Origin of the sequence: Planococcus shenhongbingii (genome assembly GCF_030413635.1) — a bacterium.
GTDB classification, from domain to species: Bacteria; Bacillota; Bacilli; order Bacillales_A; family Planococcaceae; genus Planococcus; species Planococcus shenhongbingii.
Genome location: NZ_CP129235.1, coordinates 311,102 through 325,672, shown reverse-complemented (window position 1 = coordinate 325,672; position 14,571 = coordinate 311,102). Strand labels below are relative to the sequence as shown.

Annotated in this window: 15 protein-coding genes; 5 read left to right on the top strand and 10 right to left on the bottom strand. The window is 43.4% G+C overall.

Features of this window, described 5'->3' with window-relative positions; all coding sequences use genetic code 11:
- Positions 1 to 16: 16 nt before the first annotated feature.
- From QWY16_RS01740 to QWY16_RS01725, 4 genes are all read right to left on the bottom strand, one after another.
- On the bottom strand, positions 17 to 649 hold the full coding sequence (locus QWY16_RS01740) for a LysE family transporter (RefSeq protein ID WP_300993231.1): 633 nt from the start codon (positions 647 to 649) through the stop codon (positions 17 to 19).
- A gap of 216 nt (positions 650 to 865) precedes the next feature.
- Complete coding sequence (locus tag QWY16_RS01735; RefSeq protein ID WP_300993229.1) at positions 866 to 1,705, bottom strand: cation diffusion facilitator family transporter; 840 nt, start codon at positions 1,703 to 1,705, stop codon at positions 866 to 868.
- A gap of 535 nt (positions 1,706 to 2,240) precedes the next feature.
- Positions 2,241 to 3,020 carry an ABC transporter permease gene (locus QWY16_RS01730; RefSeq protein ID WP_300991142.1) on the bottom strand — a complete coding sequence of 260 codons (780 nt, stop codon included), beginning with the start codon at positions 3,018 to 3,020 and terminating at the stop codon, positions 2,241 to 2,243.
- Entirely contained in the window at positions 3,013 to 3,942 is a 930-nt protein-coding gene (locus tag QWY16_RS01725; protein WP_300991140.1) for an ABC transporter ATP-binding protein, read from the bottom strand. Before QWY16_RS01725 ends, QWY16_RS01730 begins: the two co-directional genes overlap by 8 nt.
- A 185-nt stretch (positions 3,943 to 4,127) precedes the next feature.
- Here QWY16_RS01725 and QWY16_RS01720 point away from each other — a divergent pair, with 185 nt between their 5' ends.
- From QWY16_RS01720 to QWY16_RS01710, 3 genes are all read left to right on the top strand, one after another.
- Positions 4,128 to 4,397: a GNAT family N-acetyltransferase gene (locus QWY16_RS01720; RefSeq protein WP_300991139.1), complete on the top strand. Its 270-nt coding sequence runs from the start codon at positions 4,128 to 4,130 to the stop codon at positions 4,395 to 4,397.
- Positions 4,398 to 4,506: 109 nt separating this feature from the next.
- Positions 4,507 to 5,772, top strand: a complete 1,266-nt coding sequence (locus tag QWY16_RS01715) for an erythromycin esterase family protein (RefSeq protein WP_300991138.1) — start codon at positions 4,507 to 4,509, stop codon at positions 5,770 to 5,772.
- Between the two features lie 55 nt (positions 5,773 to 5,827).
- On the top strand, positions 5,828 to 6,526 hold the full coding sequence (locus QWY16_RS01710) for a hypothetical protein (protein ID WP_300991137.1): 699 nt from the start codon (positions 5,828 to 5,830) through the stop codon (positions 6,524 to 6,526).
- Between the two features lie 55 nt (positions 6,527 to 6,581).
- On the opposite strand, the gene QWY16_RS01705 is transcribed toward QWY16_RS01710, so the two are convergent.
- Positions 6,582 to 7,256, bottom strand: coding sequence for a hypothetical protein (locus tag QWY16_RS01705; protein ID WP_300991136.1), 675 nt, complete (start codon positions 7,254 to 7,256; stop codon positions 6,582 to 6,584).
- 134 nt (positions 7,257 to 7,390) lie between these two features.
- Between QWY16_RS01705 and yxiS the strand changes: the two genes are divergently transcribed.
- Positions 7,391 to 7,690 carry a protein YxiS gene (gene yxiS, locus QWY16_RS01700; protein ID WP_300991135.1) on the top strand — a complete coding sequence of 100 codons (300 nt, stop codon included), beginning with the start codon at positions 7,391 to 7,393 and terminating at the stop codon, positions 7,688 to 7,690.
- A gap of 19 nt (positions 7,691 to 7,709) precedes the next feature.
- Here yxiS and QWY16_RS01695 read toward each other — a convergent pair whose 3' ends face one another.
- The 4 genes from QWY16_RS01695 to QWY16_RS01680 form a co-directional block, all read right to left on the bottom strand.
- A complete protein-coding gene (locus QWY16_RS01695) occupies positions 7,710 to 7,895 on the bottom strand; it encodes a hypothetical protein (RefSeq protein WP_300991134.1) in 186 nt (61 codons plus the stop codon).
- 112 nt (positions 7,896 to 8,007) lie between these two features.
- The gene (locus QWY16_RS01690) at positions 8,008 to 8,958 is read right to left on the bottom strand and encodes an ATP-grasp domain-containing protein (protein WP_300991133.1); all 951 of its coding nucleotides are present in this window, start codon (positions 8,956 to 8,958) and stop codon (positions 8,008 to 8,010) included.
- Positions 8,959 to 8,969: 11 nt separating this feature from the next.
- Positions 8,970 to 10,028 carry an LLM class flavin-dependent oxidoreductase gene (locus tag QWY16_RS01685; protein WP_300991132.1) on the bottom strand — a complete coding sequence of 353 codons (1,059 nt, stop codon included), beginning with the start codon at positions 10,026 to 10,028 and terminating at the stop codon, positions 8,970 to 8,972.
- A 190-nt stretch (positions 10,029 to 10,218) separates the two neighbouring features.
- A complete protein-coding gene (locus QWY16_RS01680; RefSeq protein WP_300991130.1) occupies positions 10,219 to 10,698 on the bottom strand; it encodes a PaaI family thioesterase in 480 nt (159 codons plus the stop codon).
- Positions 10,699 to 11,402: 704 nt separating this feature from the next.
- Between QWY16_RS01680 and pepF the strand changes: the two genes are divergently transcribed.
- Positions 11,403 to 13,220 carry an oligoendopeptidase F gene (pepF, locus tag QWY16_RS01675; RefSeq protein WP_300991129.1) on the top strand — a complete coding sequence of 606 codons (1,818 nt, stop codon included), beginning with the start codon at positions 11,403 to 11,405 and terminating at the stop codon, positions 13,218 to 13,220.
- 42 nt (positions 13,221 to 13,262) lie between these two features.
- On the opposite strand, the gene QWY16_RS01670 is transcribed toward pepF, so the two are convergent.
- A complete protein-coding gene (locus tag QWY16_RS01670; protein WP_300991128.1) occupies positions 13,263 to 14,552 on the bottom strand; it encodes a purine/pyrimidine permease in 1,290 nt (429 codons plus the stop codon).
- Positions 14,553 to 14,571 lie beyond the last annotated feature (19 nt).

The following is a 14,571-nucleotide window of genomic DNA, read 5'->3' as shown; positions in this document are numbered from 1 at the left end:
GATATGTAAATATCCATTAGATGGCTTCTGTTATTGCAGTAAAAAACTGATAAACAAAATACCCGGAAAAACCAATTAATACAGCTCCTGCAATGACAGAAAACCCTTTAATCATGGACCGGCTCATTACTTTCCGAGTAGTGGCCACAATGGTCAATAACCCTATATCGTGCAATACAATGCCTGTTAAAACACCTGTTGCGATCATTATAAAACTGCTTGGGTCTGCTGCATCATACGAGTTAGTCAGTACTGCTCCAAATACACTTAACCAAAATACGATGTTGCCCGGGGATATGGCCACAAGAAATCCGTTTCGATAAGAAGAGCTTAACGATTTAGCAGACTTCTCACCTGCTAACGCAATGTCGCTATCGGCGTTTTTAATTGAACCCCAGCCTATTAAAAATAAAAACACAGCGCCAATGAGCCACATCGGTATTTGAATAAAAGGAAGCTGCAGAAGAGAAGCTAATCCAAAGTACAAAGCGACGATTAAAACAAAATCAACAGTGAGACCGCCTAATCCAACTACCCATCCATGCATGAATCCATTTTTCAGGCCTTGTTTTGTCATTTCTATTGTAATTGCTCCTACTGGCATTGCGATAGCCAGCCCTGCAATAACATATGTAAAAAATAACACCATCACCTTCACTCCTCCAGCCAAAATTCAATCTTTTTTTATATTATCATAAAATATCAAACAATTTATAATCATTCTATTAACTTAATAATTATTAACATCTCTTTCATAAAGATAAAAAAATAGAAGGAAGAGAGGTTGCCGGTTTGAACTGAGCACCTTCTCTTCCTTTGTATTCAAAAAATCATTAGTTGGCATTTCAACTTAACAGAAAAATCATTACTGTGGCTCCACATGAACATGCACGTCAATGACATCATGTTCCTTCATCAGCACATTTTCCACATTTTCGGAGATATCGTGAGCCGCTCCTATTCCCAATTTGGAATTAACCAGTATGATGACATCCACTACAGGATTGTTTCCATACTTGCGTGCTTTTATGCTTTTAATTCCCTTAACACCGGATACTGTATAGATGGATTCCTTATACACTTCCAGCTGATTCTCATCAAATCCGTCTGTTAAATCATGGGAAGCCTGCCTGAAAATATCCCATCCGGTTTTACATATCAGCAAACCTACAGCTAGAGCTGCGACCGGATCCAGCCAAGGCAATCCAAGCTGAGAACCGAGAATCCCGATTACGGCTCCGATACTGACCCATGCATCGGATAAATTGTCCTTCGCCGCAGCCATTACGGATTGGCTCTGGATTTTCAAAGCCAGTTTCTTATTATATCTATATACTAAGTACATAATGGCAGCGCTAAACAACCCGATCCAGGCTGCAATCGGATCCGGCTCTTCCACTTGTCGGAAAAATACAGACAAAGTAGCACCGTATAGCACTTGAAGTCCTACTGCTACCATGACAAAAGCTGCTATTAAAGAAGCAACGGGTTCCGCTTTCCAATGGCCATAACGATGTTCTTTGTCCGGAGGGCGCTGGGAAATCTTTAAACCAACGAGAACAGCTACGGAAGCAACAATATCAGTAGTATTGTTCAGTCCATCTGCTTTCAATGCTTCAGAACCTGCTATATGGCCAACCGTTAATTTTAATGCTGCTAAAAAGAGATACACAATAATGCTTAGACGGGCTCCCCGCTCGCCCATTTTTAAATCAAGGTATTTTTGCTCCACATGCTATCCCTCCAACATCATTCCTAAAACAGCATACCAGAGGGCTATTGAGTGGGTCTACAGCAATCTTCTTTCCCGAGTTAATGAAAATAGTTCTCCTAAAATAATGTTTCCTGCGGGAAACAGCTTAAAGATTTCGACTATATCATTAACTATCCAGATACTTGTCTTGTTAAATTTTTAACGCAAATAACAATAAAAAAACCGCAGGAAAGCTGCGGCTTTAATGTTTCTTCTATTTAATAGAAATCTTTTCGTATTCCTCATTGATGTTATCCATCGTTTGGGATAGTTGCTCTCCCCACTGATCATTGGCCTCATTAAATACAACAGTGATTCAATCACGTAGTCGATCCGCTTATTTTATCGGTTCCACAACTGGAAATTACTACAGTAGAAATCAATAAAAGTAAAAGCAATTTGAAATTCATTTATAATATCTTTTCTCTTTACGGACTGGCCATGAATTTGTTCAAATATATCATCTGCCCATTTAACCCCCTCCACGCTACTGGTGGTCCGCCCATAACCACCAGCCAAAAGTCGCTGCAATGCCCGCCAAACTCGTTCCTAAGACAACCAGCAAACTGCCGAACGGCAAAACCGGCTCATCCCCTGCTACTCCACTATACAAAGCCGGAACAGCCCAAGGAAAATAGTGGCCATAACCGATTGCTGCAATAATTTGAGCCACCACCACCATAAAAATGACGAAACCGAGTGGAGCCAGATATCCTCTTCCAAAGCATGCAAAAAAAGCTGCAGGTGTACTTAACGCTATAGTTAGAAGGGTGGTAATAAGCAGAACGTATAAGCCGTTGCCTAGGATATTAGCAGACCATCCAGGAAGCCCAATAAAAAAGCCGATTAAAATACCCAGAATTATTACATGCCCGCTTAATAATAGAGTCGCTATAAAAACAGCTAAAAATTTTGCAATTACAATGATTGAGCGGTGGTATGGAAGAGCCAATAAATCTTTTAAGGTCCGGTCTGCATACTCTCTTCCGAATATCCAACTGGTGACAAAACCAAAGATCAGAATGCCTCCAACAGCAATGATTTGCGCCAACATACTGAAATAAGCCGGCCAATTCGCTTCACCCAGAATTTGAGCTTTTTCCCCTACCAATCCCGAACGTTCCGCAAGTTCAGGGTTTTTCAAAATGAACATAAAAAATCCGCCCATTAAAGGAGCAACAGTAAAAGCCGCCAAAGTAATCCAAATCATTTTCGACTTGCGCACCTTCAGATTCTCGATCCAGAATGCTGTAAGTAAATTATTCACTGCCTCCCTCTCCTTTTTTGCCAATCGCCCTTAAGAAATAGGACTCCAGATTCTCTTCCTCCACCGCTAATCGAGTTGGAGGACATCCTTTATTGACGAGTAAACGAGCGATATTGTCGGGATTTTGAATAGCAGATTGATCATAGCTTTCGATTAATCCTTCTTCATTCAGGAAGCAGTTGGTTCCCGCTTCCGACAAAGCCGATATAGCTAATTTTTTATGCCGGGAGTCGAGCAATAGACGCTGTTTCAAAAGCCGGCTTAGTCGGGCTGATTCCACTTCCTGAAGCAGGCAGCCTTCGTGGATGATGCCGATTTTGGTGGCGATTTTTGCAACTTCATCCAGTAGATGGCTTGAGATGAAAATTGTCTTATTCTCATTCACGGCTAAATGCTGAAGCAGTTCCCGCACTTCGACTATGCCTGCTGGATCAAGTCCGTTGACCGGCTCATCCAGAATTAAGATATCGGGATTGTGCAAAAGGGCTTTAGCAATTCCGAGACGCTGGGCATTGCCTAACGAAAGGTGTTTTGCTTTCTTGTCTGCATATGCCGCTAATTTAAGGTGGTCCATCACCCGCAAAATTGCCATAGGGTCGGATATCCTACGAAGCCGGCAAAATATATCCAAATTTTCTTTGACGGTCAGTTCTGGATAAGCATACGGCGTTTCCACCATATAGCCCACTTTTTCCCATAAACTGAAATTCGACAATTTAACTTGCTGACTATTGAGAAAACAGCGCCCATGTGTCGGCCGGATTAATCCAAGCAGCATTCGGATAGTTGTCGTCTTTCCTGATCCATTCAGCCCAATAAAGCCATAAATTTCCCCTTCGGCTACTTCCAAAGAAACATTATCCACTGCTCTGATTTTTTGATAATGTTTTGATAAATGCTCCGTTTGAATGATTTTCTTCATAAGCCACCTCTTTCATAATTCAAAAACCTGAAATTCTCCTGTTTGAATTGAGGGCTTTATGCACACATTATGATCTTATTAACAAGAAAATTCAATTTATCATTTGCTGATCCGCCGCAGATTGAATATCTTGTATAAAAACGGGAATACAGAAAAGGAACTTTAAAATTAAAGGAGGCAGCTGCATGGATATCAAACATGAAAACGATCGATTCGTGGTAATGGAAGACTCAGAGGAACTTGGATTTATCTCTTATGTTGCAAACGGGGATGTATTGACCGTGGACCATACCGAAGTTTCACCTCAACTGGAAGGCCAAGGTGTAGGGAAAAAACTGGTAGAGCGGGTTGTCCAGTATGCCCGTGAAGAAGGCAAAACCATCGATGCCCAGTGTCCGTTTACCAGCGCCGTTATTGAAAAAAATCCAGAATTCCAGGACATCCTGGCAAAATAGCTCGAGCATCCGCGAAAGCGGGTGTTTTTATTTTGTCCGCTGCCCTGTTTCAGACGTCTCAGTGCGGGAACAATAGGAATAAGTAATTGAAGAGAAAGGGGTTTTTTAAGTGGAACAGTCACTGGAAGAGGCAGTGAAAATACACGCTCGTCCCTTTGATTCAGATGAAGATTTATCCCCAATTATCGAAGCGATCGGAGACGCGAAAATTGTCATGCTTGGTGAAGCAAGCCACGGGACGTCGGAATTCTATACGGTTCGAGCCGAACTATCCAAACGCTTGATTCAGGAAAAAGGTTTTTCGATTATCGCCGTAGAGGGAGACTGGCCATCAGCCCAGCAAGTAAACCGCTATATTAAAAGCTATGGGGATGCCAAAAAAACTCCTCATGACGTCTTGCAGGCTTTTACCCGCTGGCCGACCTGGATGTGGGCCAACGAAGAAATCGTCAATTTTATCGGCTGGTTAAAGAAGCATAATGCGCAAAGCGCCCACAAAACCGGATTTTATGGAATTGACATTTACAGCTTATGGGAATCTATGGACGAAGTTGTCCATTATTTGACTCATACCAATCCCGCCGGTGGGGACTTAGAGCTGGCAAAAAAAGCATTTTCCTGTTTTGAACCATTTAATCGTGAACCGGAAGGCTATGCCATTTCATCTACTAATTTCTCAACCGTTTGCATCGATGAAGTCACTAAGCTGCTGTCTTCCATCCGGGCCAACGAAGAACATTATAGGGATGAGCAAGAAAGCGATTTGAATCTGGAAATCAATGCATTAGTCACAAAAAATGCGGAGGATTATTACCGGGCAATGGTAAAGAGCGGCGAAATTTCCTGGAATATTCGCGATGAACATATGGTGGAAGCAATCAATGAAGTTCGCGATTATCATGGAAAAGATGCCAAAATCATTATCTGGGAACATAATACGCATATCGGAGATGCCCGGGCAACGGATATGAGAAATGATGGCATGCTCAATGTCGGGCAGGTTCTCCGTGAACAAAACCGGCCGGAAGATGTTTTCGCAGTAGGGTTTGGCACTTACGAAGGGACCGTAATCGCATCGGAAGCGTGGGGTGTTCGCTATAAGGTGATGGATGTTCCGCCTGCCCGCCTCAATTCCTGGGAAGAAATTCTGCACCGCACCGGAGCTCACAATAAATACCTCATTTTTGATGCCAACAACTTTTCGTTGTTTGATCGATGGACAGGCCACCGGGCTATCGGAGTGGTCTACAACCCTAAATACGAAGCACGCGGCAATTATGTGCCCTCAAGAATTTCCAGCCGCTATGACGCTTTTATATTCATTGACCGGACTAAGGCGTTGACTCCTTTAGAAGTTAGAAACCCTATTCTTTAAATAAAAATTGATGAAATCAATAGCATAGCAATACACGAAAGGAGACCAAATAGCGATGAAAAAAATGATGGTTCTCTTATTGTTTGCTGCAGCCGCCATTCTATTGATGCTATTCAGTTTTCAAAACGGCATAGGAACCTCTTGGGACAAACTTCTTAAAGAGAATGGGCAATCTGAAAAAGCGATTCCGGCTGCTGGACAGAAAGCCCAGGCAGAAGAAGAAAAACCAGCAATCGAGGAAATGTTTGAAGCGGAAAAAGAAGTGGTCATCCATATCGAAGGCATGGAAGAGAAAGTGAAAATGCAGTTGAACAAAGGAAAAAATGAAGACTATGTGATTTACATCGATGAAGAGCGCTACAAAATGATTAAAGGTGAAGGCGATGAACCGGATGTCATTACTACAAAAGAACCGCTCCCTGAACAATATCCGGAAGTGTTGATGACAATCGAACAAGTGCCGGAAATAGACCCTGACACCTTGGTTGATCAAGTTGAAGCTGATTTAAAAGAAGAGTTTCCGGATCTTCGGGAAGTTGAACAAGTGACTGAACCGGTGGAAGGCTATCAGCTCCATGGCATTGCAAACGGAGGACAGAAATGGGATGATCCGGTCGTCCATGCATACGTCATCAGCAATGGCCAATCCGGCAGTTTCGTCATTACGGAACGTTACTTCCTTGAAGCTGCAGAAGGGCATGGTGCCCGTTTCTACGCTATGCTGCAGGAATTCTATATTGTGGAACTTGAATGATCCAAAAAGGATGGCCTGGAACTGTGTCCCGGCCATCCTTTTTCGTTTAGTTAGTTTAGCTATCCGTACTGTTGATGGAGTACAAGTAATTCCAACTGTCCGACTTGTATAAAGCATGGAAAGTCAGTTTGTTTCCTGTTCCCAATGTCACCATATCCTGTTCAATAGCCACGACCATTGCCGTCGAACCATTGTCTAAGTTCAAGTAAACATCCCCGATAGAAGGTTTGATCGCATTTTCTTCTCTCAGCTTATCTTCCAGCTGGGCATCTTCTTCTAAATGGGCCTGTGAAACTTTTGATTTATCCAGATAAGTGATATCATTGCTTCCCGGTTCCTCTCCCGGAACCATAACAAAAAACTCTTTGGCTTTCACTGTGTTTTGGCGAGTTGTCACGACATCCCGGCCTTCTACAGATTCAACTTTCTCAAACTCATTCAATGAATAATGATCCATGTAATCGGGATCCGGCTTCACTATGAGGATATAGCCACCTGGCTCTGCCGGAATATCGCCCCGGAGTGTGTACCTGGCACCTAAGAACAGGAAAGAATCCAGATGCTTCGGTTTGTAATAAGTGATATCTTCCGCTTTGCTTGCGACTTGCTCCATGTCCTTTATGCGGAACATCAGTACAGACTGCCTTGCTAACGGCTTCACTGAGTAGACTTTATGCAGTTCATTATTAAAATAAACAAGCTGTCCCTTTCTCACTTGAAGTAATTTCATTTTTTAGCCTCCGATACTATCATTGCTTCTGGGTTCATTCTAGAGGAAAAAACAAGAGAAGTCCATGCATCCACTCGAATTGTCTCGTTCAATGTGGTATAACGGGAAAAGAAACCTGCAAAGGAAGTGACCGCATGGAATATGAAAGCCGTGATGAATATATTATTAAAAAGTACCAGCAAGATGAAAATACCATGATCCAGCTTTTCGTCCACTGGTGCATCAACCACCAATTGGACCCCGTCTTGCTCTACACACGCGCTTATCCTTATCAGGAAAAAAACGAAGCGCTCTTAAAGGCAGCAGAAGAAGCGGCAGCTGAACCTGAAGAAATTGAAATTAGCACTGGTACTTTGCTGGAAATTTTGCAGATGTTCGGCAATGACGATCTCGCTTTTGTGGTATCAGAAGAAATTGAAAAAAGTAAAGATTGAGTGCAACAGGCACCCAGCTTTACTTTTTTCTTTTCCGAAGCTTTTTCGCTTTGATTTCAATATAACTGGTGCGCAAGTTTTCATAACGGTTGGACGCTACATTGCTGTAAATTTTATCGAACTTCAAATCATCTTCCGTAGCTTCATTTGCTTCTGTTCCGGTTTCCTCGGGGTTCAATTGCTCTTCTTTCCGCTCTTTTTCCATACTCCATCTCCTCTTCTGTACTAGTATTGTCATTAAATTTTTCCCTTAAGCTTGCAGTCTTAAACGCGTATAAAAATGGACATCACTGATCATTCGTGATGTCCATTTTATTTTATGCAGTTACTTTTGCGCCTTTTAATTGTTTGCCTAGGAATTTCGCCAATTCCAGCATACCATACGTTCCGTAAGCCGCTTCGGCATCGGAATTATAATTGGTATTCGTGTTTACATCATAAGTGAAAACTTCACCGTCCGCATTGCGAATAAATTCAATCCCTGCCACTGCGATATGGTTTTGGCGAAGAAATTCTTCGTATTTCGAGATGATCGGATCATCAAATCCTTTAACCACTTGGAATTTTGGTTTTTCTTCCACTTGTTCACCGACCGGGCAGAACAAGTCATCAATGCGGCAAGCATCTGCAGGACAAAGTTCAAAGCCTTCAGAAGTATCGACCTGCACTGCATAGACGAATTTTCCGCCGACAAATTCGCAGCGCGTGATAAACGGTTCCGGCGCCTGAATATACTGTTGGACCAGCGTAATGCCATCGATTGATGGTTCAAAACCACCGCCGTTCAAGTATTCATGCAAAGCTTCCATGGAATGGAATAATTGCACGCCCAGCCCTTTTCCAGCGCGATTGTGTTTGATGATGAAAGATGATTCACCCAGTTTTCCCGCAGCTTTCACGATTTGTTCCTTGCCGTTGGCTGCAATCGTTTTAGGCGTGCGGATGCCTGCAGCATTCAAAGCCATATACTGGTTCACTTTACTGACTTCGAGGCGCAGCGCACGGCTGCCGTTAAAGACTTTGCGGCCATGATGCTCCAGCCAGACAAGCAGCGACTCTGCGAGTTCCGGTGCGTAGCGATGGCCTCTTGTATGGGAAGAAGCACTCATTCGGCTATAGAACACACCTTCCGGCGGAACTTCGTTCAAGTCGACAAGCCCTTCGTTGATAAACCAGTTTTCATATGGTAATTCCAGTTCATCGAGACGTTTGAAAAGATGGGTTGTCCATTCTTCGTTTTCATGAATTACATATATTTTTTCAGTCATTTAAGTTCCTCCTAGTTGGAAAGTGTTTCGATGGTTTTGCGTTTTTCTTCCACCAGCGGCATCACTTTTTGTGAAAAGCGTTCCATCTCTTCCAGTTGCGGCGAGAATTGCAGCAGCAATAAATCCAGTCCAGCTTCTTCATAAGCAAGAATGCGGTCTGCAATCTGCTCTGGCGTGCCGATCAAATCCGGGCGCAACCCGCGATTTGAAACCGAATAGTCCTCCAGCTTCACTTGCTGTTCCAATTGCGATTTTGAGACAAAGTCATTGTAGCCGACATAGCCGCTGGCATCTTTCATATCTACGATACGGGCATATTCCGCCTTCACTTCTTCTTCCGTATCACGGCACACGATATAAGCGGCCATGCCGAAAGATTGCAGCGGAGATTTTCCGGCTTCTTTGCGCAGCTTCTTCATGTCTTCGATTTTCATTTTGATTTCTTCGACGGTGCCGCCATGCATAACATAAGCATCACACGATTCCACAATCGACTTTTTGCCCCGAGGGCTTTCTCCTCCTGCATATAAAATCGGGTTGGGCTTTTGGACCGGTTTTGGTTCTAAGCGGGCGTTCTGGATATCGTAATACTTTCCTTTAAACGAAAATTCCTTTTCAGACCACATGCCTTTGACGACTTGGAGGAATTCATCTGTCCGGTCATAGCGCTCATCATGCTCTGTAAACTCACCGCCGTATTGGCGCGCTTCTTCTGCCCACCAAGCGGAAACGACATTGAGAGTAAAGCGGCCATTGGAAATTTGGTCAATGTTAGCAGCCATTTTTGCAGTAACAGCGGGATTATGGAAGGCAGGGCGAATTGCCGTCATGATTTCGATTTTTTCTGTTACAGCAGCGAGTGCCGCAGCAGTAGACCAAGCTTCAAGCGAATCGGCTTCCATCCCTTTTATATCATTCAAGTTCAGTTCAGCGATCAATGTGGTATCGTACCCCCACTTTTCAGCTGACTGCACCACTTGTTTTGCATAGTCAAATGTTGCCGGCATCTTCTCATCTTCTACATTGCGCAGCCATCCACCGAAAATCGGCAGCCAAAAGCCATATCTCATCTTGATTCGCTCCCTTTATCTATGAAGTTCTAATCCTTGAAACTTTCAATTTATTCAAAAGAACTTCTTGATTATACTATAAACCCAGGTATTCTTACCAGTAAACTAGGTTATAAAATTTCACTCTCTTAAGACGGTAATATAGGCTTTTTTTCGGCTGCTCATTAATCTTTTATGCACTTTCTTATCACTATTTTGAAAACGATTCCGGCATTACGACTGCTTTTACTTCGCCTGTTGCGCAAAGCGTTTCATCGGCGAACACTTGTACCGCCACTTTAAATTTCTTTGGATGTATTTCTTCCACCGTGCCGATTGCTTTTAAAACTACCCCTTCAGGAGTCGGTTTTAAAAAATCCACATGTAAAGAAGCGGTCACAAAACGCGGTGGTTCTTCTCCGCTTCCAGGTTCAAAACCATTTTTCCGGTGCAAGGCAAGCGAAGCCGAACCGGTTCCATGGCAATCAATCAGGGAAGCAATCAACCCTCCGTAGACAAATCCCGGTATCGCTTTATGGGCAGGATCCGGCTTGTATAACGTAACCGTTTTTTCTCCGTCCCACCTTGTCCGGAAATGATGCCCTTCTTTGTTTAGACGGCCACAGCCATAGCACCAGGCAAATTCTTCCGGATAATCGTCTTGTATCGCATTCATGATTGCTTCATTCATTTGAGTCCCTCTTTTCTATGTATTTATTGACTTTAATCATCTTTTTTTAGTTTATCACATTGTTTTATGAACATAAAAACTATTCAGATTTTGAATTCCGCTTAGCAGATTTAAAAATAAAAAGGAAAAAGCATGATCCTTTTCATCAGATCATGCTTTTCCTTTTTCTGTCCCTCAATAAACCGTAGAGGGATTTCGCACGCGGAAAATTTTTATTCAATTCCTTCTACAACTTGTTGATGCTCTGACGAATTTTAACTCTCGCCAATGCAATTTGTTGCGCTAACTGTCATTTGCCATTAAGGCTGGTGCTTCGCATATACATCTCAGCGAATTTTTGTTTCTGCAGTTAGACGTTTAGGTGCACTTCCACAAAAAACTTACTTTTTTTACTGATTTGATACACTTCTTTCGGAGAGAAACCATCGGTACTATCGGTCTCTGACAAGAGTAACTATCGCCAGTAAAGCAAAATTTTCCGCCAAGGCTGTGCAATTCATCGTTTGGATGCGTTCATAAACTTACTTCGTTTATACGCTTTTCCCTACGTTAGTTCCGCCTTGTACTATATATATTCCACATCTTTTTATTCTTAAACCTGTTTTTTAAAATTTTTAAATTTATTTTTAATTTTTTTTACTTTTTCTGTACCGAACTATATACTGGACATTAGTTCGATAACCGTAATAAAAAGGAGAGATATCATGGCCAAAAGTTTACCGTTGCGTTCAGAAGTGCCTGTAGAAGAGACGTGGAATTTGGAGAGCTTGTTTGCATCTGATCAAGCTTTCAATAAAGCTTTGGACAGCCTGGAGCAGGAAGCTGCTGCGTTTCAGGAACAACATAAAGGAAACATCCAAAATACAGCGTCGGTCATTGAAGTGCTGACAGCTTATTTAGCGCTATTAGAAAAGCTGGTTCCCATTAGTACGTATGCAAGTTTGGCTTTAAGCACCGACCAGACAAACGACGTGGCACAAATGCGTGCCAGCAAATATAGCTCAGTCGCTGCAAAGATCAGCAGCCGTTTGTCGTTTGTCACCAGCGAACTTTTGGAGCAGCCGGAAGAAACACTGAAGGCTGCCATGGAGCAATCAGCTGAGTTCGAAGTTTACTTGAAAAAACTGATCCGCAAAAAGCCTCATCAGCTTCATCCGGAAGTTGAAAAAACATTAGCCGCCTATTCTTCTACATTCAGTGCGCCTTACGGTTTGTATAACACCACTAAAATGGTCGATATGGCCTTTGAAGATTTTGAAGTGAACGGCAAACGCTATCCGCTCAGCTATGTATCTTTTGAGGGAGACTGGGAAGCAGAACCTGATGCGGAACTTCGCCGGACAGCCTTTACTGCTTTTTCGAATAAATTAAAAGAGTATCAGCATACGACAGCGAAGACTTATGATATGCAGCTGCAGATGGAGAAAACAACTTCTGATCTGCGCGGCTATGAAACGATTTTCGATTATTTATTGTTCAATCAGGAAGTGGATCGCTCGCTGTACAACCGCCAAATCGACTTGATCACAGAAGAACTGGCTCCGCATATGCGGAAGTATGCGAAATTGCTGCAGAAAGCACACGACCTTGAAAAAATGACGTTTGCTGATTTGAAAGTTTCGCTCGATCCTTCCTATGAACCGGAAATCACCGTGGATGAATCCAAAAAATACATTAACGATGCACTTGGCATTATGGGCGGCGACTACCTGGAAATGGTGGAACGCTCGTATTCAGAACGCTGGATTGATTTTGCTCAAAACACTGGGAAGTCCACCGGGGCCTTTTGTTCAAGCCCCTACGGCCACCATCCGTATATCCTGATTTCCTGGACCGGTCGCATGAATGAGGTATTTGTTCTGGCTCATGAACTTGGCCATGCCGGGCATTTCTACAACGCAAACCGTGAACAAAATCTATTTAACGCACGCCCGTCTCTTTACTTTATCGAAGCACCTTCAACGATGAACGAGATGCTGGTGGCAAACCACCTGCTTCAAAATTCCGAAGATCCGAAATTCAAGCGCTGGGTCATTTCATCGATCGTTGCCCGAACGTATTACCATAACTTTGTGACGCATTTACTGGAAGCCGCTTATCAGCGGAAAGTATACGATCGCATTGATGCCGGACAAAGCGTCAATGCTGGTGTCTTGAATGCCATCAAGCGGGGCGTTCTGGAAGAATTCTGGGGAGACGCAGTGGAAATTACGCCAGGCGCCGAACTGACTTGGATGCGCCAGCCCCATTACTATATGGGACTATATCCATACACTTACAGTGCAGGGCTTACGATTTCCACACAAGTTTCAAAGCGGATTTTGAAAGAAGGACAGCCTGCGGTTGATGAGTGGCTCGAGGTATTGAAAACTGGAGGCACAAAAACGCCGGCCGAACTTTCAAAAATGGCCGGAGTCGACATCACCACCGAAGAGCCTTTGCGCGATACGATTGCCTATATCGGTGAATTGATCGATGAACTGGTTGTTTTAACAGAAGAAATTGAAGAAGTAGCAAAATAAGAAATGGAGGAGCACCGTCTGGATGCTCCTCCATTTTTTTATTTAGCGCGATCTTTTTCTCCAAAGCAGATACTGTTCTACAGCAATCGCAGCTAATGTCCCTGTAATCAGTCCGTTTGAAAATGTGGCAGCAACTACCGCTGGCAGCTCGGCTACGCTTTCCGGTGGTAAAAACATGAAGCCTACTCCAATCATTAAGCCAAAAGCAGAGACTTTATAAGCTTGCTGGCTGTCACTTTCTTCCGTTAGTTCATCAAAAGCCATTTCCACCATTTTTGTAAAGATGGCAAAAATCACTGCATAAGCGACCGGTGCCGGAAGTGCCGCCAGCAGCGTCATCAAATTCGGAAACAGGCTGATGAAAGCAACAATCAATCCACCTATGATAAATGGCTTTAAGGAAGGGTTCCGGGTTGCACTGACAAAGCCTGCGGCGCCTGAAATTGGTACAGGTCCAATTGCAGAGAACACCCCGGCCAGAATATGATTGATGCCGGATGCTACAGAAGCCTGCTTAACGCGGTCTTCCTGCTCAATGGAAAATGTATTTTTCAGCACCATTTCCATTACCCGTACGGATGCCATCATATTGGCAATGAGCAGGATGGTGAGAAACAGCGCAGTAACGAACATGCCGCTGTCCCAAATGAGCGGACCAAACACAAGCATTTCTGGAAACGCCACTACCGCATTCGATGTAAAAGTAATTTCCTTTGTTTTACCTAACAATCCAAAGATCAGCCAGCCTGCTGTAATTGCAAGCAGAATTGAGTAGCGGTTGACCCAGGCAATTTTGTGTCCCATCAGAAAAAATGTGATGCCTACGACTGCAATACCTCCAAGCAAAACTAGGAGATCCACCGGCTGTCCTTCCTCAACTATGCCAAGCAAACCGCTTATAATGGATTCGCTCAATTGCAAAACAAGCAGCACCAAGTAAACAAATGTGATAGTTGGCGTGAGCAGGGATTTCATCTTCCTTACCACTCCGGTATAAGCGAAAATGATGAACAACAAACCGCTGTAAAGCAATCCGCTTTGCAGCGCTTGCAATGACGTCTCCATGGAAGGGTACATGACGCCAACCAGCCCGGCATAAATAACGAATATCCCCCACCATAATCCCGCTGGTCCTTCATTAATGGGCATTCTGTGCCCAAGCCATGCTTGCACCAGACAAGCAATGCCAAGGATAAAAATCGTCCGCTGGACAAATAAAGCGGTATCTCCGCTGTCCATTCCAAATACATTAGCGATGGCAATCGGAGCTGCAATAGACGAAGCCAAAAGAAACACCGCCCATTGTACTCCCCCAAATAAATTTTTCATCATCTCATTGCTCCAATTCCTG